This window comes from Glutamicibacter protophormiae (assembly GCF_016894325.1).
In the GTDB taxonomy this organism is placed as follows: Bacteria; Actinomycetota; Actinomycetes; order Actinomycetales; family Micrococcaceae; genus Glutamicibacter; species Glutamicibacter protophormiae.
On record NZ_CP069806.1, the window covers coordinates 670,675 to 689,640 of the forward strand.

General features: G+C 66.7%; 14 protein-coding genes. 6 read left to right on the plus strand and 8 right to left on the minus strand.

Translation table 11 applies throughout. From position 1 onward, the window contains the following. Positions 1-34: 34 nt before the first annotated feature. A complete protein-coding gene (locus JQN66_RS03305; RefSeq protein ID WP_204676616.1) occupies positions 35-379 on the plus strand; it encodes a DUF6176 family protein in 345 nt (114 codons plus the stop codon). Between the two features lie 86 nt (positions 380-465). Here JQN66_RS03305 and JQN66_RS18570 read toward each other — a convergent pair whose 3' ends face one another. Genes JQN66_RS18570 through JQN66_RS03320 form a run of 3 tightly spaced genes read right to left on the minus strand, consistent with a single transcriptional unit; the run spans position 466 to position 5,942 of the window. Continuing rightward, complete coding sequence (locus JQN66_RS18570) at positions 466-3,789, minus strand: ATP-binding protein (protein WP_204676617.1); 3,324 nt, start codon at positions 3,787-3,789, stop codon at positions 466-468. A 3-nt stretch (positions 3,790-3,792) separates the two neighbouring features. Then, a complete protein-coding gene (locus JQN66_RS03315; RefSeq protein WP_204676618.1) occupies positions 3,793-4,485 on the minus strand; it encodes a DUF4194 domain-containing protein in 693 nt (230 codons plus the stop codon). Then, entirely contained in the window at positions 4,482-5,942 is a 1,461-nt protein-coding gene (locus tag JQN66_RS03320) for a DUF3375 domain-containing protein (RefSeq protein WP_204676619.1), read from the minus strand. The genes JQN66_RS03315 and JQN66_RS03320 overlap by 4 nt, the downstream gene beginning before the upstream one ends. 221 nt (positions 5,943-6,163) lie before the next feature. Here JQN66_RS03320 and JQN66_RS03325 point away from each other — a divergent pair, with 221 nt between their 5' ends. Continuing rightward, the gene (locus JQN66_RS03325; RefSeq protein WP_239464123.1) at positions 6,164-7,435 is read left to right on the plus strand and encodes a polysaccharide deacetylase family protein; all 1,272 of its coding nucleotides are present in this window, start codon (positions 6,164-6,166) and stop codon (positions 7,433-7,435) included. A 38-nt stretch (positions 7,436-7,473) separates the two neighbouring features. Here the strand turns inward: JQN66_RS03325 and JQN66_RS03330 are convergent, their stop codons facing one another. Further along, the gene (locus tag JQN66_RS03330) at positions 7,474-10,932 is read right to left on the minus strand and encodes a TM0106 family RecB-like putative nuclease (RefSeq protein ID WP_204676620.1); all 3,459 of its coding nucleotides are present in this window, start codon (positions 10,930-10,932) and stop codon (positions 7,474-7,476) included. Positions 10,933-11,011: 79 nt separating this feature from the next. Further along, positions 11,012-11,353, minus strand: a complete 342-nt coding sequence (locus tag JQN66_RS03335; protein WP_338029213.1) for a hypothetical protein — start codon at positions 11,351-11,353, stop codon at positions 11,012-11,014. A 149-nt stretch (positions 11,354-11,502) separates the two neighbouring features. Here JQN66_RS03335 and JQN66_RS03340 point away from each other — a divergent pair, with 149 nt between their 5' ends. Further along, complete coding sequence (locus JQN66_RS03340) at positions 11,503-12,222, plus strand: M50 family metallopeptidase (protein ID WP_204676621.1); 720 nt, start codon at positions 11,503-11,505, stop codon at positions 12,220-12,222. On the opposite strand, the gene JQN66_RS03345 is transcribed toward JQN66_RS03340, so the two are convergent. Next, positions 12,205-13,380 (minus strand): YihY/virulence factor BrkB family protein, encoded by a 1,176-nt coding sequence (locus JQN66_RS03345; protein ID WP_204676622.1) that lies wholly within the window; start codon positions 13,378-13,380, stop codon positions 12,205-12,207. The two genes, JQN66_RS03340 and JQN66_RS03345, sit on opposite strands and share 18 nt — an antisense overlap. Before the next feature lie 595 nt (positions 13,381-13,975). On the opposite strand from JQN66_RS03345, the gene JQN66_RS03350 reads away from it, so the two are divergent. Both JQN66_RS03350 and JQN66_RS03355 read left to right on the plus strand, forming a co-directional pair. Next, positions 13,976-14,728: a LysM peptidoglycan-binding domain-containing protein gene (locus JQN66_RS03350; RefSeq protein ID WP_188949031.1), complete on the plus strand. Its 753-nt coding sequence runs from the start codon at positions 13,976-13,978 to the stop codon at positions 14,726-14,728. 141 nt (positions 14,729-14,869) lie between these two features. Then, positions 14,870-16,243: a CoA transferase gene (locus JQN66_RS03355; protein WP_204676623.1), complete on the plus strand. Its 1,374-nt coding sequence runs from the start codon at positions 14,870-14,872 to the stop codon at positions 16,241-16,243. On the opposite strand, the gene JQN66_RS03360 is transcribed toward JQN66_RS03355, so the two are convergent. Together JQN66_RS03360 and kynA are read right to left on the minus strand one after the other, a co-directional pair. After that, on the minus strand, positions 16,240-17,079 hold the full coding sequence (locus JQN66_RS03360; RefSeq protein WP_204676624.1) for a PaaX family transcriptional regulator: 840 nt from the start codon (positions 17,077-17,079) through the stop codon (positions 16,240-16,242). The two genes, JQN66_RS03355 and JQN66_RS03360, sit on opposite strands and share 4 nt — an antisense overlap. After that, the gene (kynA, locus tag JQN66_RS03365) at positions 17,069-17,932 is read right to left on the minus strand and encodes a tryptophan 2,3-dioxygenase (RefSeq protein ID WP_204676625.1); all 864 of its coding nucleotides are present in this window, start codon (positions 17,930-17,932) and stop codon (positions 17,069-17,071) included. The genes JQN66_RS03360 and kynA overlap by 11 nt, the downstream gene beginning before the upstream one ends. Before the next feature lie 154 nt (positions 17,933-18,086). On the opposite strand from kynA, the gene JQN66_RS03370 reads away from it, so the two are divergent. Beyond that, a complete protein-coding gene (locus JQN66_RS03370) occupies positions 18,087-18,773 on the plus strand; it encodes a CE1759 family FMN reductase (protein ID WP_188949027.1) in 687 nt (228 codons plus the stop codon). Positions 18,774-18,966: the final 193 nt, after the last annotated feature.

Below are 18,966 nucleotides of genomic sequence, written 5' to 3' on the forward strand. Positions count from 1 at the left end.
CGGACCCGGGCGTTGCTCGCATACCGTTGGTTCTATGAACATCGAGCTGATGCGTTTTCGCGTGAAACCAGGCAAAACCGAACGAGTCGACCAATGGCTGCAGTTCCTGAACTCCAATATGCCAGCGGTTCTGGAAACCCTGGAGGGGGAGCGGATGTACGTCGAGACGATTTTCAGCGAGACGCTGGACGGGGCGCAATACCTGTACTGGTACAGCATCCAGGGCCGCGGCGGCACCGAGGTCCGCGACTCGGCGCACTGGATCGATGCGAAGCACCTGGAGTACTGGGACGAATGCATCGATCCCGAGTTCACCCCGCAGACGCTGGCCACGCGGGTGAGCATGATCCCGCAGCGCATCCTGGAACAGATGCAGTAGCCGCGCCGAAGGCAGGCAAGAGCCCGCAGGACGCTCCGCCGGATGCGTGGCGGAGCGTCCTGCGGGCCATGCATGGCGCCGCGCAGCTAGCGCAGCGTGATGGTGGTGGCCATGGCCGGGGAACGGCCGGTGGTGACGAAGCCCGAGACGCTGGATCCCGGGTGCTTGATGATGTCGGTGATGGAGCCCAGATGGCGGCTCAAATCGATCTTGTCCTCCGGGGCCGCCAGCACCAGATGGAAACCGAACTCCTGCAGCGCGCGGATGCCCGCCGCGGCATATTCGGAGTTGGCCTGGATGAACGCCTCGTCGATCATCACCGTGCCGAAGGACGTGAACCCGGCGGTGGCGAACCCCAGCTGGTAGGCCAGCGCGGCGCCCATGATGAACGAGGTGAAGCGCTGCCCCTCGCCGCCGGAGAGGGTGCCCGGCTCCAGCCCGGTCTCCACCTCGCCGTTCGGCTTGTGCTCATTGCAGCTGATGAGAACGTGCTGGCGCACGTCCAGCACCGTGGAACGCCATGCCGACAGGCCTGGATCGCTCAGCGCCGAGACCAGTGCCTCCAGCGCCCGGTAGGAGCTGGCCAGCGTGCCCTCGTCCTTGGTGGTGTAGGCGTCCTGCAGCGCGTTCTTCAGGTCCTTGCGGAAAGCGGCGGCCTCCACCGGGATGGAGCTTTCCACCTCCAGACGCAGCAGCGAGCCGTGCTCGAAGGCCACCTCGCCGAGGATCTGGTTCAGCGGCTTGATGCGCTCGGAAATCATCCGGCGCTCCTCGTCCAGCAGCTGCAGCAGGTCGCTGAAGCGCTCGTAGGAGCGGTTGGCGAAGTATTCGCGGAACTGCGCCTCGTGGTGCGGCAGGCCGTCGGCGACGATCTGCTCATGCAGCCGGGCATAGTGCTCCGCGGCCTCCGGGGAGGTGCCGTGGGTCTGCGCGTGGGAGCCGCCGAATTCGCGGGCAAAACGGCGGAAGGTCTCGCTCAGCGCCCCGCCGAGTTCCTGGCGCCGCGCGGTCAGCTCGCTCAGCTGGCCCGCCAGCTGCAGCTTGACCTCGGCGAAGGCGCTGGAGATCTCCTCGGAGGCGGGGCAGCTGCCGGTGCCGACCGTTTCCAGCAACCCGCCGAGCAGCTCATGGCCGCGCAGCGCCGCCGGGACCCGCTCCAGCCAGTCGCCGCTGTCCTCGGGGCCGGCGGCCAGGACCTTTTCGGCCCGCTCGATCTGCAGGCCCAGTTCGCCGACGCGGGAGCGGACCAGCGCCAGGTCCCCGACCAGCTGCTCGACCTCGGCCTTGGCGGCCTCGATCTGCGTGCGGACCCGGGAGGAATCGCCGGAAAGCGCCAGCGCGTCGCCCAGCTTCTGCTCGCTGCGGCGCAGGGCTTCCAGCGCGGGGGCGGCATCCAGCTGCGCGAAGCTGCGTTCGTCGTTGATCAGCGCACCGAGCAGCTGCGCCTTGGCCAGCACCTTGGTTTTGGCCGCGCTGCGGTCATCCGCGGCGTTCTTGGCGTCCTGCACCTTGATCTCAAGGCGCGCGGCCTTGGACTGCAGCTCGGAGATCTTCGCTTCGTTGGTGAAGCCCAGCAGGTACTCGGACGCCGGCAGGGTGCGGGTGTCGCGCTCGAAGATGCCGGTGCCGGTCTTGATGGTGCCGGACGGGGTGATGGCCTTGGGGTGGATGTGCATGGCCGCGTCGTTCTCCACGCAGGCCAGCGGGTAGTCAGCAGTGATCTTGGCGCGCAGCCAGGCGCCGGCCTCGCCCGGGGCGAAGTCCAGCTTGGTGACCAGGTCCGCCGGTCCGGCTTCCGCCTCGCGCGGGGCCAGCGAGATGTCCGCCCAGCGCACCCGGCCCAGCCCGTCGAGCTTGTCGATGGCGTGGGTGACCTGGGCCAGGAACTCGCCGGGCACCAGGATCGTGCGGGCCACCGAATGCAGCGCCTTTTCCGCGGCCAGGCGCCACATGGCGCAGTCGGCGGAGACGTCCATCAGCTCGCCGGCGAAGGGCAGCTGCTCCTCGCGCAGCGAGCAGGCCGAGGCGATGGCGCGCCGGGCCGCGACCGAGCGGTCGTCGATGTTGGTGCTGCGGCGCTGGTAGGAGCGGATCTGCTCGGCCAGGGTGTCGGCGCGCTTGCGCAGGTTGACCAGCGAGGCCATGGCCTCGTATTCCACGGTCTGCGCGTCCTTGGTGATGGAGTCCAGCTGCTGCAGGGTGCGGGCTGCATTGGCGCGCAGCTCGTCCAGCCCGGTGGCGCTGAATTCGAAGGCCAGCCCGGCCTGGTCGGCCTGCTCCTGCAGGGCGCGCAGCACGCGTTCCTTCTCGCTCAGCGCCTTGCGGGCGGAGTCCGCCTCGCGCTCCAGCAGCATCAACGAGGCAGATCCGGCCGCATCGTGCGCGGCCTCCAGCGACTGCAGCTGGTCATCGAGCTTGGCCTTGCGTTCGCCCAGCGCGGCCTGCTTGGCCGTGAGCTCCGCATGCTCGGCGCGGTGCGCCGCCAGGTCGTTGCGCAGCACCAGCTGGCGCACCTGCGTTTCGAGCTGCGCCAGCTCGGTCTCCAGCAGCTGGCGGGTGCCATCGATCTGCCCGGCCAGCGACCGGTAGGCGCGGTCCTGCTCCGGCACGGCGGCCAGCACGTCGCGCTGGGCGCGGGCGGTGTCCAGCTGCCGGTAGATGCCGCGCAGGTGGGCGAAGTCCTCCACCGCGGCGGCGGCGGCCTTGAGCGTGGCAGGCTCCTCCAGCACCTCGTGGCGGAAGAACTGGTTCACCCCCTTGGCCAGGCCCTTGCCGTTCTGCAGGGTGCGCAGCAGGGCGAAGGCCTTGTCGCTTTCCACACCCAGCCGGCGGCGCAGCCGGTCGATGAACGCCTTGTGGGTGTCGAAGGCTTCGGTCGGGGCCAGCGCCTTGGACAGCGAGGAGACCGTGAAGCGGCGCGGGCCGTGGTTCTCCAGCTGCGCGATGTCCAGCGCGCCCTCGCACAAGAGGTAGTGCTTGGACACCTGGCCTTCCAGCCCGGCATCCGGCAGGTCGAAGACCGCGCCGGCGCTGACGGTGTTGCCCATGCCGTCCTGGTAGCTGAGCAGCACGGCGCTCCAGGTGGCCCCGGGGCGCTGGAACACGGTGCCGGCGCTGGTCTTGAACTTGCGTCCGCGCATGTACGAATAGGTGGTGCGGCGGTCCTCGCGGGTGGCCGCGTCGTTGGCGGACTCGTTCAGCCGCGGGCTGGCGAAGAACACGTGGCCCATGGCGTCGAAGAGCGTGGACTTGCCCACGCCGGGGTGGCCGGTGACCAGCGTTCCGGCGCGGTCCACCGCCAGGTCGTGCAGCCCGTGGAAGGTTCCCCAGTTCACCAGCTGGACACGCGAGAGCCGGTGCTGGCCGGGGTTGATCTCGCCGCCCAGCGGCAGCGTCATTTCAATGCTCATCGGCTACTCCTGCACCAGTGCGTCGGTCTGTTCGGATGCGTCGGCCTCGTCGGGCTCCGCCCCGGAGAGGTTCAGCACGCTCTCATTGGCGTCGATGGCCGCGATGTAGCGCGGGATGTCCTGGATGGAGGACAGCGGCAGGGCCATGGCCAGCGCCGGGGAAATGCGGAATTCGTCGGACAGCTCGGTATTGGTCAGCAGCCGCAGCGAGCCCAGTCGGGCGATGGCCGCGTCGCAGGACTCGGCGAAGCGCTTGTCGTCGCGGTCGGCGGCGGCGCGGTGCTCGGCCAGGATCTCGTGCATGCCGGCGCGGGATATCACCGCGTCGGCCCCGGTACCGGACTGCTGCTCCAGCAGCAGGCGCAGGCGCAGCGCCAGCAGGGTCTCGTCGCGCTTGAGCGGGCGGCGCGGGGCGATCGGCGCGGTGTGCGCCTGCTCGATGTCCACCGGGGCCAGCATGGCGATCTTGCGGTCCATGTCCAGGCTCAGCGCCAGGAAGATTTCCGAGAAGTACGCGGTGAGCGTGTCCTGCGAATCCAGCAGCAGCTGCCAGGCCGCGGCGTCCATGGAGCCGTCCAGGTACGGGCCGCGCAGCAGCCGCACCAGCAGCTGGCGCAGCGGGAGCGGGAAGCTGCCGGCGTCCCCGTCGAACAGGGGATCGGTGATCGGTGCGGCATATGAGTCGGTGTAGGTCATAGCGGCTCCTTCGTGAAGCTCAGGGCGGGCAGGTAGGCGGTGCGCGGGGAACCGTCGAGCTGGGCGAATTCAATGCACAGAAGTTCGCCCTCGTGCAGGGTTTCGCCGTTGGTGCGCCCGATTTCGATCAGCGCGCGGATGGTGTTCAGGTGCTGGTGCTCGGCCGGCAGCGCGGCGAACATCTCATCCAGCGGCACCGGGGCGTCCGGGGCGCCGCGCAGCCGTTGCGCGATGGCGCTGCGCAGCGCGGGCATGTCCGCCTCCGGGGTGCTGGGGGTGCGCACGATGTCCTCGGCGCTGAACTCCGGCGCGTGGGCCAGCGGCGGCGGGGCCACGTGCTCGGACGGGTCGTAGATGCCCAGCCCGTGCAGGGTGACGAACTGCGGGGCGAACAGTTCCAGCGGGGCCAGCCCGCTGCGCGGCTTCAGGGCCGCGGACTTGCTGATCGCGGCCTCCGCCTCGCGCACTGCCCGGCGCAGCAGCTCGGCCTGCTTGTAGTCCTCGGACTGCACGAAGGCGTGCAGGGATTCGGAGAGCTTGCCGTAGGAGGTGTGCACCTCGGCGGCCTGGCGGCGCAGCTCGCGCAGCAGGTTGGTGAGGATCTGGCGTTCGGGGGTGTCCAGGTCGTCCACGAAGTCGCGCTCCAGCACCTCGGCCAGCGCCGCACGGAAACGCTGTTGGGCATCGGGGGAGTTCAGGAACTCGGTGAAGCCGCGGAAGGTCTCGCCCTCGGCGGTCGAACGCAGCTGCCGGTCGGCTTCCAGCACCTGGCCCACCGCCACGCCCTTGGCGGTGGAGGCATCGAGGATTCCCTCGCGCAGCGAATGCAGCATCTCCTGCACGCCGTCGCGCATGCGGCGGAAGTCCGCCGGGAGGCTCGCGGCCAGATCCAGCACGGAGCGCGCCGCGGACAGCGCGGTGGTGCGCGAAAGCACCGCCGGATCGGTGCCGGCGCGCAGCTGGTCGATCTGCGCCTGGCGCAGGGCGATCTGGGATTCCAGCGCGCGGATGCGGGCCTCGGGATCCGGGTCGGTCTCGTGGGCCAGGGACTCCAGCGAGGACAGCAGGGTATTCAGGCGCGAGGAGTTCAGATGCGAGTCGTCGGTGGAGAAATCCGCCAGGAAACGCAGGGTGCGCAGGGTCTGGGCGCTGGGTTCGTAGACGAAGCGCCCGTCGATCAGCGGCCGGGCCAGCAGTCCCTGCTTGACCCATGCTTCGGCGAAGTCCTGGGCACTGTAGGACTGCGGGATCTGCTCGTCGCCGCGGCGGGCGGTTTTCAGGAAGGAATCCAGCGAGGCGTGGAAAAGTTCCAGGGCGATGCGCGGGCGGTCGGCGGTGAACTCCGCGCGGATGAAGGCGACCGCCCAGGGCTGGGCCGTTAAGAGCCGGTACGCCGCCGAGCTTCTGAACTGCTGGGACTGAATCCACAGGCTATTCGCGCGGTGCGAGGGCTGCATGAATTTCCTTGATCTTCTCGACGCCTAACCTCCTAATTCTAGGGCATCGGACTGCGCGCCAAGTGTGCGCTTCCTGCGCGGCGGATTCCAGTTCTGTATCGATTGGAGTAATGAACCGGCATTCGGTGTTCTTGGGCGGGCGGCCTGTGTAGTGTCGGAAGCAGACGATGACAACGCCGTATCTGCTGGTTTTCGGCGCGTTTCGGGCATGGAGGTCGAAGATGATGAAGTTCGCACGGTTGCTGGCAGCGGGGATCCTGGTGGCGGCGCTCGCCGGATGCAGTAGTGAGCAACCCAACCCGCAGGACGCGGGGAACGGACCCTCCGCCACCCCGGATGCCTCGGCCCAGGCGGCCCAGGAGCGGGCCCGCGTGGCCGAGGCGAAGGCGGAGGTCAATCGGCTGGCCGACGGCTACGACTACTCCGCCGCCATCAAGCTGGCCTCCGAGGATTCCAGCGAAGAGCTGCAGAAGCTGGTCCCGGGGCTGGAAGAGGAAAAGTCCCAGACCGTCGCCTGGGAGAGGCCGGATGCGATCCCGCACCTGTTCTTCCACTCGCTGGTCATCGACACGGACCGCGCCTTCGACGGGGACGGGGAAGCCCAGGGCTACAAGGACTACATGGTGACCCAAAAGGAGTTCACCGCGATCATCAAGGAGCTCTACGCCAGGGACTTCGTGCTGGTGAACCCGGCGGACTTCGCCGCCCCGGACAAGAAGGGGAACATGGCCTATCGCAAGATCATGCTTCCCAAGGGCAAGCAGCCGCTGGTGCTGTCGGTGGACGACGTGAGCTACTACGAGTACATGGACGGCGACGGCTTTGCGAGCAAGCTGCTGGTGGACGACGACGGCAAGGTCCGCAACGAATACACCGATGCCAAGGGCGCCACGCATGTGGGCGCCTACGACGTGACCACCATGCTCGACGACTTCATCGAGGAGCACCCCGACTTCTCCTACCGCAACGCCCGCGGCATCGTGGCCATGACCGGGTACAACGGCGAGTTCGGCTACCGCACCTCGGCCAGCCAGTACCCGGATAACAAGAACCTGGAAAAGGACCAGAAGGGCGCGACCGCGCTCACGGACGCCATGAAGGAGGAAGGCTGGGTCTTCGCCTCGCACTCCTGGGGCCACATCTCCACCGGCACCGTGGACATGGCGCGCTTCAAGCGCGACATGAAGCTGTGGAAGGAAGAAGTCGAGCCGATCGTGGGCAAGACCGAGCACCTGATCTACCCGTTCGGCTCGGACATCGCCCGCACCGCCAAGTACTCCGGAAGCCGCTACGAATACCTCAAGGACCAGGGATTCAAGTACTTCTACGGCGTGGACGGCACCATCCGCGCGTGGATGCAGCAGACCGACGACTACCAGCGCCAGATGCGCATCAACATCGACGGGCTGCAGTTCGCCAAGGAGCTGCGCGGGGACCGGCCGGTGCTCTCCGAGTTCTTCGACGTCCAGAAGGTCATCGATCCGGCGCGCTGAGCGCGCACCGGATCGGCCGGGCGGAGGATTCCGCCCGGCTACAGCCCCATGAAGGCGCCCAGCTGGGACAGGGCGGCCGGGCTGGACGGCAGGTAGTCGGTCAGCCGGTCGCTGCGCACGATGACCGCCTTCCACTGGCCCCGGGAAATCGCCACGTTGATGCGGTTGCGGTTGAGCAGGAAGTCGATGCCGCGGGCCGCGTCATCCGCGCTGGAACAGGCCAAGGTCACCAGCACCACCGGGGCTTCCTGCCCCTGGAACTTGTCCACGGTGCCGACCCGCACCTCTGCGAGCCCCTCGGATTCCAGGACCTCGCGCACCATGTTGACCTGCGCGTTGTAGGCCGCGACCACCAGGATGTCTTCGGCGGCCAGCCTGCGGGCGGCGGCATCCTGCGCCGGGGTCCACTCCAACCCCAGGTGTTCGCGCACCAGCCGGACGATTTCCCCGGCTTCCTCCGCGCTGCTGACCGTGTTGCCGCGGTGCTCCACCAGCCGGGTTTCCACCCCGGCGGCGCTGCCGGCCAGGCTGCGCTGCCCGGCGGCCTGCGCGGAGAACAGCTGGTGGTCGTAGCTCAACGCGGACACCTTGGCGCACAGGGCCGGGTGCATGCGCCACGAGGCGGCCAGGAAGTAGCCCAGCTCCCCGGGCAGCACCGGCCGGCCGTTGGACAGCCAGCCGAGTGCCGACTCGTCCACCGGCTGCGGATGCGACCCCTGGGTCACCTGCGGCAGCTGCTGCGGATCCCCGAGCAGCAGCAGGTTGCGGGCCGCCCTGGACACCGCCAGGGTGTTGGCCAGCGAAAACTGCCCGGCTTCGTCGATGACCAGCAGGTCCAGGCTGCCCGCGGACACCTTGGAACCGGTCATTGTCCAGGCGGTGCCGCCGATCAGCGCGCCGCCCGAACCCGACAGCACGCTGGACAGGTCCTCCTTGGTGGTGCCGTGCCATGGCACCGGGTTCTTGTGCTTGACCTCCTTGGCCACGGCCTCCGGGTCCACGCCGGCGGCGATGGCCTTGTGCAGCACGTTCTCCACCACCGCATGGGACTGCGCCACGACGCCGACCTTCCAGCCGGCCTCCACCAGTTCGCGGATCACATGGGAGGCGACAAAGGTCTTGCCCGTGCCCGGAGGCCCCTGCACCGCCAAATAGGAGTTGTCCAGGTCGCGCAGCGTCTGCGCCACCGCCTGGTAGACCTGTGCGCTGCCGTCCACCACGACCGGCTGGACCGGCGCTTCCAGCGTCTTCAGGCGCGGCGGGATGCGACGCAGGATGTCGATGCCCGGCTGTTGCGGCAGCACCGGCACCGTGGCTCCCACCTGGATGGCGATGTGCGCCAGGGACTCGTCGATGCTCTTGGTGGCTATGGGTTTGTCAGGGGTGAGCGCGACCGGGAAGGCCCCGTATTCGGGAACCTTGCCGCTGGTCTTCTCAGCGATGGTGATCCAGCCGTCGCCGACCTCCACCACCGTTGCATTGAACGCGCCGCCGCGCAGCGCCTCGGAGTCGACCTCCATGCCCTCGGGCAGGGGAGCTGCGAACATGGCGAACACCCCGGAGCCGGGGGAGAGCAGCGAACCTTCGGCCAGGGTGCCGTGCAGCTTGGAAATACGCGTCACGGTCCGCGCGCGCGGCGTGGGCTTGTGCCAGTCTTCGAGTACCTGCGCCGAATCCACCATGAAGACCCCGCGCACGTCCGACCACTGGTCCATGGGCTTGCTGAGCCGGTCGAAGTGGTCCCACCAGTACTGCTTCTTCTCGCGCCGGTTGTAGCCGGTCGCGGCGGCGACCATCGCAATGGCGCGGTCGTCGGCGCCGAGCGCTTCCCCCTCGGGCAGCGCTGCCAGGTAGTCCTGCAGGCGGAGCTCCTCGGGGGAGGGCTCGTACTCCTCGACGGCCTCTGGCACGGCGGATTCCGGAAGCAGCGTGTGCGGCTGGAAATCGCCGACGGACAGCAGCCAGTCCCGCAGGCGCAGGGTCGACAGGCAGTCGTACTCGTTGTAGTCCGCAATCGACTCCAGGACGTGCCGCGCCTTCGCGTCGTCTCCGGCATCGCGGGCCGCCATGTACTGGGCGTAGGCGACCACGGAGGCGCCGGCATCGGTGACATCCCCCGAACGCAGGTGCTCGCCCATGTACAGCGGCTCGAGCTTCTTGATCGAGTAGGAGCGGGTGGAAACGACCAGCGAATTGCGCACGGTGTCGTACAGGTCGATCAGCAGGTTCTCGCGCAGCCACTGGTCCACTTCGTCTTCCCCGGCGATATGCACCTGGGAGAGCTTGCGCAGGGCGCTCTTCTCATAGGCCGCGTAGTGGTAGATCTTCATGTTCGGGAAGCGGCGGCGGCGTGCCTCGACGTACTCGATGAATTCCAGGAAGGCCTGGCGCTCGCCGGCCCTGCTGTGGGCCCAGAAAGGGCGGAACACCGGTTCTCCGGTGTCGTTCTCGATCACGCCGAACAGGTACTCCAGGCCCCAGGAGTCATCCAGCGGCTCCTGGTAGAGCGGGTCGCCTTCGAAGTCGAAGAAGATGTCGCCCTGGTCCGGGTTGGGAAGCTTGGTGATGGTCTGCGAGGACTTCACCCGGTAGGAGACGCCCTGGATGGACTGCGCCAAGGGGTCGAGGCCGACCTGCATCCTTGCCTGTTCCACTGCGCGTCCCAGCGCGGTATTCCACTCCGGTTCCAGCGCGGCGAGCTGGTCGATGGTGGAGATGCCCTGGCGGCGGAGCTTTTCGCGCTGCGTCATGGACATCCCTGCAACCAGCAGGACGTCCCGGGTCTGTTCAACCTGCTCGGCGCACAGGGCGCACCGTCCGCACAGGCGCAGCCGGTCAGAATCCCAGGCCACCGGTGCGTCGGAAGCGGTATGCGTGTGCACGTTGGCCAGGAAGCGCTCGCGCTGCGCGCGGAAGACCGGCAGGATCTCGTCGATGCGATGGGTTGAACGGGTGCCGTCGCCCAGCACCAGGGTCGTATGGCGGTTGACCTCGATGCCTTCGGCGATCATCTGGTCCGCGTAGGCCGCGACCTGGAGCAGGGCGCTCACGCGGGCATGGCGGGCCAGCTTCGTATCCCAGACCGCCCAGGACCCGTCGTCCTGGCGGACCAGGAAGTCGGCAAAGCCCACGAAGGACCCGTCGAAAAAGGTCGCCTGGAAAATCACGTCGGCGCCGCTGCGCAGCACGGCCATTGTCTGTTCGTGGGCCCGGCGCAGGGATTCCTCGGTCATCTGCGGCCGGTCGGTGAACTGCTTGACCCCGGTGCCGGTCTGCGGATCGTATTCGCCGTAGGTCCGCACCAGCTGCTCCAGGACCCGATGCTCATGCTCGTCACCGAGCAGGGCGGTGCGGTGCAGCATTTCGTCGGTGACGGCCTCCGGCTTCTCGCGGCGCTTGAGCGCGACGTCCAGCACGAAGAGCGACTGGTACTGGCAATCGACGGCGATCGACAGGTCGCTGGCCGAGAATACGAATTTGTTGTTCAAAAAGAACACGGGGCCGGTGCCTTTCGCCGACTGGATATGTATCTAGTCAACGTAGCACCCGGCCCCGACAAAAGGATTATTGCGGTTCTTACTGGTCAGCGGCCTTCTTCTTGCCGCCGAGAAGCAATGAGAGCACGCCGACGCCTGCGGTGACCGCGTTGACCGCAGGCCATGCGCCCATCTTCTTGGCCAGCGGGTGGGACGCACCGAAGCCCCCGAGGTAGGCCGAGAGCAGGGTGACGGCCCTGGCGGTTCCTGCATCCTTCTTCCAGACCAGGAATGCGCCCACGCCTGCGGCACCCAGGACCACTGCCGCCAGCGGCCGCTTCTTGGTCGCGCGACCGGTGGCGTAGCCGCCAGCCAAACCGGTGACTGCCAGTGCAGTTGATGCCAAACGGGACACGATGAACCTCCAGTTAGAAATATTCACTTGCTGCACCAATCTTATGGTTGGCAGCTGTGACTTTTCATAGAACTTGGACGGGCTCGTGTCGTGCTGCGCGGCTCGCCGTCAGGGGCTTGGAAGAATGGAGGCGGACACGGGCCAGGGCTCGTGCAGCCCGAGCGGAAGAGCGGCAAATGAACCTGAACATCGGCGAAGCATGGGCTCGCCTGGCCGAACCGGTTGCGGTCGACCTGCTGGCGTGGCAGTGGCTTGCCTTGGCCGCCGTGGCGGGGCTGCTGGTCTTTCCGCGACGCATTTGGCGCATCACCGGGCTGTATTCGACGCTCGTCCACGAGATGGGGCACATCGTCGCCGCGATGCTCACCGGGCGGTTCGTCATGGGGCTGCGACTGGGATGGGACCATTCCGGCGAGGTCGTCAGCCGGGGCCGGGGAAAATTCTCGGTGATTTTCTCGGGCCTCTTCGGTTATCCGGCGCCGTTGTGGGTTTCTGCCGTGATGCTGTGGGCGATTTCCGGGGGCTATGCCGGCCGCGCCTTGGGTGTTTATGCGCTGTTCTTCCTGCTGGCCCTGTTCTTCGCGCGGAATTGGCCGGCGGTGGTGGTTTGCCTGATCACCTCGGCGGTGGCGCTGGCCGTGGTGTTCTTCGCCCCGGCAGGCACCTATGTTTATCTGTCCCTGCTGGTGGCCGGGTTCCTGCTGCTGGCAGGAGTGAAGGACTTCATCAAGGTCCTCGGGGTGCACACCTGGAGGCGGCGTGATCTGGGGCAGTCAGATGCCTACTTGATTGCCCAGGCGACAGGCACCTTCGCCACCCTGTGGCTTGCGGTGATGCTGGTCTTGGGGGCGGCGGCGCTCCTGTGGGCGGTGAACAGCCTAGTCAGTCTTTTCTGAGGCCTGGTTCTGCAGTGATTTTTTGGTTGCCCACCGGGAGGCGGCCCAGGCTGCGGCGGCGACCAGGACGATGGGTGCGAGTTTGGCCTTGCGCTTGGTTTTTCCTTCCGGGTCCACTCCCATGTCCTGTAGCGGATCACCGCCGTGCTGGATGCGGATTTCCTGGGCCTGGACCAGATCGCGGTAGTTGGACAGGGATTTTTTGGCCACCAGCGTTGAGTCGCGCAGCGGCAGCTGGACCTCTTCGGCCGATGGCATGCCCGTGCGCAGCTGCCTGAGCCGGATGAATTCGATGTCGACCAGGGCGCCGAGGATCAAGGCGATATTGCTGACCCAGCAGGCGATGATCAGCACGATCACGCCGCCGATGGCGCCGTAGGTGGCCGAGTAGTTGGCGAAATTGCTCAGGTAGATGCTGAAGCCGGCCATGGAAAGTCCGAGGATGATCATCGCTGTGATGGTGCCCGGCGAGAACCACTGGAACCGCGGGCGCTTTACATTGGGGGTGTAGTAGTACAGCAGCGCGAGCACCAGCAGGAAAACCACCAGCAGCGCCGGAGGCTTGGCCAGGTTGAAGATGGTGACGAAGCTGTCGCCCAGCCCGAAGACGTTCCCCAGCGCTTGCGCGACGGAGCCCGAGGCAACCAGCAAAACCATGGTGATGACCGCCAGGATCATGATCAGCAGGGTGATCAGGAACATCTGCGGACGGCGTTTCCACTGGGGCCGTCCTTCCACTGCCCCGTACAACCGGTTCATCGACCGGCCAAAAGCCCCGACATAGGCGGAGGTACTCCACAAGGCGCCGAGGGAACCGGCGATGATCGCCAGCGTTGTTCCGGCGGCGTGCTCTGCCAGGGTGTCGAGCAATTGTTCTGCGGTCTCCAACAGCTGTTTTGATTCACCGCTCAGCGTTTCGCCGTTGGGGGCCAATGCAAGGTGCAGCACTTCCAGCATCCACTCGGTGCCGCTTTCGCTGGTCCCCGTCAGCGTCAGCAGGGAGATCAGCGCCAGCAGTCCGGGGAACATGGCGAGCACCATGTAGAAGGAGAGGGAAGCGCCGCCGTCAAGGCCATCGTTCCTGAAGAACTCGCGCACTGCCCTCGGATAGCAGCGGTAGGCTTCCCGCAGCTTGTCCTTCGCTGGCTTTTTCATCATGGGCATGAGCTTCCTCTGCTGCCCAATGCCGGGCTCCGGGCTTTGCATCTTAGGCTTCAGACTACAGAAGATCGATTCCGTTCGTGCTAAAACCGCGTCTGACCGCAGAACTATCGTCAGATGGGATGGAGAAGGGCACGAGCCGCCGGCTGGATTCGTGGTGCACTGTGGATCCGACATATCGTGTGTAGAAGACACCCGGCTCCCTTCGCTTCTTGGAAGGAATAGCTCAGTCGAAATGAATGGTTCCATATCACATCTGCAGGTTGGGAATCCATTTCGAAACCATAACGGTCTGTGCTCCTCGGGGCCCGTTTTCCGGCTGCACAGGGAAGTTTTCTTAAAGTTTTTTTCCGGCGTTGACATGACGTTATGTTCTCTCTGAGAATTCACTGAGTTGCCAAGGGCCCGGGGAGGTGCGCTATCGTCTTTCATAACGTTTCGATAACACTCGCGGTGTTATGGGGAAACAGGTACTGCCGGAACTTCCGAACCGCTCGTCAGGGCAGTGCTTAATCAATGTCGAAATGCGACGCTGAGCGGTGCACAAGGATGGTCTTGGACGACCTGAGTGTGGGAAGAGCACTGGAGAATCATGATCCAGCAGAAGACCAAGAAGATCATCCGCCGCGGCGGAGCCACCATCGCGGCTTTCGCAGTAGCTGGCGGCGCCATGGTTGCTACCACCGCACCTGCCTCAGCGGCAAGCACCTGGGACAAACTGGCCCAGTGCGAGTCCGGCGGCAACTGGAACATCAACACCGGCAACGGCTACTCCGGCGGCCTGCAGTTCTCGCCGTCGACCTGGAAGGCCTACGGCGGCAAGGGCTCGGCCCACAACGCATCGAAGGCCGAGCAGATCCGCGTGGCCACTAAGGTCCAGCAGGGCCAGGGCTGGGGCGCATGGCCGGCATGTACCGCGAAGCTGGGCATCAACGGCTCGCCTAAGGGCACCGCCTCCAAGCAGTCGACCGCGACCGCCAAGAAGTCGAGCACCCAGAGCTCGCAGAAGGCCAAGTCGTACAAGTCGACCTCGAACAACTACGAGCGCACGGCTTCGCGCAGCGCAGCTCCGACCCAGTCGTACAAGTCGGTCAAGTCGACCAAGTCGGTGGCACCGGCAACGTCGGGCAAGCGCGTCGCGGCAGCTCCTGCTCCGGTGAGCTTCAACATCAATGTCACCGACTCGGGCAAGAACTACACCGTGAAGTCCGGCGACACCCTGGCAAAGATTGCCAAGAAGCTGGATATCAAGGACTGGCGCGGACTGTTCGTGCTGAACAACGACCAGCTGAGCAACCCGGACCTGATCATGGTCGGGCAGACCCTGAACGTTCCAACGAAGTAATTTCGCAGAACGTTTCACGAGTCCCACGATTGGCCTGCGGCCGATCGTGGGACTCGTGGTTTAACCCCTCTGCATCCCTTGCGGAGGCATACCCGTTTTGTACCTATATATAGAGGTATAAAAGTGGCGTAGGGTGGCGCCATGAACAGCGATTCCGTCGACCGGCCGCCGGAGGCGCAATGGGACATCCTGGGCGCGGGATTCCATGAATCCGGGCTGCTTGAAAGACACGCACCGAAGTACTGCGATTCCGGCACCTGGTGGGGCGGCGTTCTGGACGTGGAAGGGCTGGCGCGCCACAGCGCGGGACTGGTCGGCCAATCCGTTGCCAAACTGACCGCCGGACGATGCCGGCTGCGCAGCACGCCGGCCCAATTGGCGGCCGGCTTCGAATCCTTCCGGCACCTGCGGGTTGCCGGACGCAAGGTGCAGGCCTTTGCTCCGCTGTCCGGATTCTTCCCGACCGCCGACGGGTGGATTCGAACCCACGCAAACTATCCGCACCACGAGCGCGCGCTGCTGGATGCGATGAGGGCGCGCACCCCCGAACAGCTGCCCGGCCTGCTGGCGCAGGCGGGATCCCTCGAAGCCCAGGAACGCATCGTGTCCGCCGGGGGCGTCGCCGCAGCGGTGCGCAGCCGGCGGCAATGGCTGCAGTCGCCTGAAGGGCAAGCGGCCGCTGCAGGGCCCTGGGCGCAGTTCGAGCTGCATGGAATCCGCGAGGCGGGCGCTTGGCAGTTCCGGCCGGAGGCCAAGCTGCCCCTGGCGGGGCTGAAAATCCTGGACTTCACCCGGGTCATCGCCGGCCCCACCGCCTCGCGGACGCTGGCCGCGCTGGGCGCCCAGGTGCTGCGCGTCGACGGACCGCGGCATGCGGAACTTCCCGACCAGCACATCGACACCGGCTTCGGGAAACGCAGCACGAGACTGGATCTTGCCGCGGTACGGGGCCTCGCCGCGGCCCACGGGCTGCTCGCGCAGGCCGACGCGGTGATCCTCGGGTACCGTCCCGGGGCCTTGGACGCGCTGGGCCTGTCCGCCGAGCTTCTGCGCGAGCGCTACCCGCAGCTGGTCATTGCCCAGCTGTGCGCCTGGGGATTCGCCGGGCAGTGGGCCTCGCGCCGCGGGTTCGACAGCATCGTCCAGGCGGCCACCGGCATTGCGGACGCGTACCGGTCTCCGGAGGGGAATCCCGGGGCGCTGCCGGTTCAGGGGCTGGATTATGCCGCGGGTTACGGCATCGCGGCCGCGGTGATCGCCCTGCTCCGTGCACGTCGAGAGCTGCATTCGACCGGAACCGTGCGGATTTCGCTGGCCAGGACCGCCCAGGCCCTGTTTGAATTCGGCGGGCCGAGCGCCCCGGAGCTGGCGCTGGGTATCCCGCGGGTCTCCCGCCGCACCAGCGGCTACGGCATGCTCGACTATGCGCTGCCGCCCTTCGAGCTCAACGGGGTGCAGCTGGACTACCCGCACTCGCCGACGCGCTACGGCGCGGACGAGCCGGTGTGGACCTAGCCGCCGAGCAGATCCCTGGCGAATTGCCGTGCCGCGGGTTCGTAGGTTCGTGAGAGGGCGAGGAAGCGTTCGCGGCTCAGCCGGCCGGGCCAGGTGCCGGGCAGCATGGAATCCGGCAAGCCCGGGTCGAGGTAGGGCAGCGCCCGCCAGGCGTCGACCAGGGCCACGTAGCCGCGATAGGCTGCTGCCGGCGACTCGGGCGCGGCGTCCAACGCGGCGGTGCTTGCCAGGAACGTTGAGTGCATGGATTCCAGCCGGCCCAGATCCCACCATTGCCGGGCCGCCTGCGCGGCGCCCTCCGGGAAGTCCGGGGTCTGCGTGGTGAAGACGGTGGCATAGGACCGGACTTCCAGCGCACCGAGGACCTGGAGCACTTCCTCGCGCAGGTAGGCGGGGAAGATCCACAGCCCGGCGGAAACCAGGCCGCCGCCGAGCTGGAGGAAATGCTTGCGCACCTGGTGCCGCAGCGGCCTCATGGTCTCCGGCAGCGAGTAGGCCACCAGGCACCACAGCTCCTGGTCCGCCATCTGGCGGGGTGTGAAGATCCGCCGGTCGCCGCGGGCGAACATCGCCTGCGCCTCGGCGGTGACCTGCAGGCTGGAAGCCCCGGCGGCCTCCAGCACGCCGCGGTCAGCCAGTCGCGAGATCGCCGTCTGCGCGGTCGGGGCCGAGACGCCGGCGGCCGTGGCCAGGGCGAGGATCCTGGTGCGGGCTACCGGAGCGTGCTCATGGCGGAGGTACAAGCCCGCGATGGTCCGGATGATGGAGGCGGCGCTGCCGGTGCGCGCCTCGAAGTCATCCAGGGTAAAGGCGACGAGCTGCGTGCTAGCTGCCAATTTCGGTGCGCACCGCGAACAGTTCGGGGAAGAACGTCAGGTCCAGGGCCCGCTTGAGGAAGTCGACGCCGGATGAGCCGCCGGTGCCGCGCTTGAATCCGATGGTGCGCTGCACCACGCGCAAATGGCGGAAGCGCCAGGCCTGGAAATTGTCCTCGACGTCCACCAGATCCTCGCAGGCCTGGTACAGGCTCCACAGGGTGTCCTCGGATTCGTAGATGTCCTTGAAGACCGGGATCAGCGATTCCTGGAACGTCCACGGCTTGGTGACGTCGCGTTCGAGGACCTCTGCCGGGATGTCGTAGCCGTGGCGGGCCAATGCGGCCAGGAACACGTCGTAGAGGGTCGGCTCGTTCAGCAGGTTGCTGAGCAGCTCGTGCGCCTTGGGGTCCGCCTCATGAACCTTGAGCATTCCGGCATGCTTGTTGCCGAGGATGAACTCCACCGCACGGTACTGGAAGGACTGGAAGCCCGAGGAGGAACCGAGGAAGCCGCGGAACTGCGCGTATTCGCGCGGGGTGAGTGTTGCCAGCACGGACCACTGCTCGGTCAGCGTCTTCTGGATGTGCTTGACGCGGGCCAGGCACTTCAGGGCCTTGCCGATGTCGTCCGTGCCCAGCAGGCGGCGCGCCTCGACGAGCTCGTGGAGCATGAGCTTGAGCCACAGTTCGGAGGTCTGGTGCTGGATGATGAACAGCATTTCGTCGTGGTGCTCCGGCACGCTGACCGGATGCTGTGCGGAGAGGATGCGCTCCAGGTCGAGGTAGCTGCCGTAGGACATCGTGTTGTGGAAGTCGGTGCGGACCCCTGACTCGATGTCGCGCTGATTCGTTCCATGCTGGTCTTTGCTCATGGAGCCAAGCGTATCAATATCGTTCCGCTCGTCACAATAGTGAAATTACAGGCTGGCGCGGACTGCTCGGCAAGCCTCGCCGGCCGCGGGAATAGAAGTCGGGCGCCCGGGGTTCTTACATGCGTACGCATCTAAATCTCGGGAAGGCGTGGGCATGAGCAAGTCCGTTGTGGTGATCAGTGGTGGGCTGGGAAGCCCGTCGAGTTCCTCGCTGCTGGGGCGCCAGCTGGGCGAATCCATCGCCGGGCAGCTGGCGCTCGCCGGCGTGCAGGCCGATCTGACCACTGTCGAGCTGCGCGAGCATGCCAGCGACATCACCAACAACATGCTCAGCGGGTTCGCCGCGCCGTCCCTGCAGCGGGTTATTGACGCGGTGGTCGGCGCCGACGTGCTGGTGGCCGTGACCCCGGTCTTCACCGCATCGGTCTCGGGTTTGTTCAAGTCCTTCCTGGACATCCTGGACCCCAAGTCGCTCAGCGGGAAGCCGGTGGTGCTCGCGGCCACCGCAGGCACCCAGCGGCACCAGCTGGCCATCGACTACGCCATGCGGCCGATCTTCGCCTACCTGCGTGCGCAGATCATGCCCACCACGGTCTTCGCCGCCTCGGAGGACTTCGGCGGCCACGGCATTTCCGGCACGCTGTCCGACCGGGCGCAGCGTGTGGCCCGCGAGGTGGCCGCAGCCTTGGCTGCGGCCGAAGGCGAGCTGGGGCCCGATACCGGCCTGGGCGATACCCGGTCCATCGCTCCTTCGGTCAGCGAGACCGCCGACCCCAACGACGAGATGACCTCCCTGCCCTTCGAGGCGCTGCTGGCCAACGTCCGCGCCGGGGCCAATTAGGCACGCCCCGCCGCCGGCAGCTCCCGCCGGTTCGCGAGCCGGGAGCCCGGACGGCGGGAATTTCCCTGCCCGCAGGCGGAGCATCCGGGTTCGTCGAGGGCAGGGAAAAATGTTAGTACGATGTGCCATGCCTGCTGAACCTCGATACCATCAAAGACTGTGGGCCGAGCCGCGACGCGACGGCGTTCTGCGG

What these genes read in the sequence shown, in the direction of transcription:
- kynA (WP_204676625.1), bottom strand. Translation starts at nt 17,932, where the DNA reads ATGAGCAAAGACCAGCATGGAACGAATCAGCGCGACATCGAGTCAGGG.
- JQN66_RS03370 (WP_188949027.1), top strand. Translation starts at nt 18,087, where the DNA reads ATGAGCAAGTCCGTTGTGGTGATCAGTGGTGGGCTGGGAAGCCCGTCG.
- JQN66_RS03320 (WP_204676619.1), bottom strand. Translation starts at nt 5,942, where the DNA reads ATGCAGCCCTCGCACCGCGCGAATAGCCTGTGGATTCAGTCCCAGCAG.
- JQN66_RS03345 (WP_204676622.1), bottom strand. Translation starts at nt 13,380, where the DNA reads ATGATGAAAAAGCCAGCGAAGGACAAGCTGCGGGAAGCCTACCGCTGC.
- JQN66_RS03340 (WP_204676621.1), top strand. Translation starts at nt 11,503, where the DNA reads ATGAACCTGAACATCGGCGAAGCATGGGCTCGCCTGGCCGAACCGGTT.
- JQN66_RS03315 (WP_204676618.1), bottom strand. Translation starts at nt 4,485, where the DNA reads ATGACCTACACCGACTCATATGCCGCACCGATCACCGATCCCCTGTTC.
- JQN66_RS03305 (WP_204676616.1), top strand. Translation starts at nt 35, where the DNA reads ATGAACATCGAGCTGATGCGTTTTCGCGTGAAACCAGGCAAAACCGAA.
- JQN66_RS03355 (WP_204676623.1), top strand. Translation starts at nt 14,870, where the DNA reads ATGAACAGCGATTCCGTCGACCGGCCGCCGGAGGCGCAATGGGACATC.
- JQN66_RS03325 (WP_239464123.1), top strand. Translation starts at nt 6,164, where the DNA reads ATGATGAAGTTCGCACGGTTGCTGGCAGCGGGGATCCTGGTGGCGGCG.
- JQN66_RS03350 (WP_188949031.1), top strand. Translation starts at nt 13,976, where the DNA reads ATGATCCAGCAGAAGACCAAGAAGATCATCCGCCGCGGCGGAGCCACC.
- JQN66_RS18570 (WP_204676617.1), bottom strand. Translation starts at nt 3,789, where the DNA reads ATGAGCATTGAAATGACGCTGCCGCTGGGCGGCGAGATCAACCCCGGC.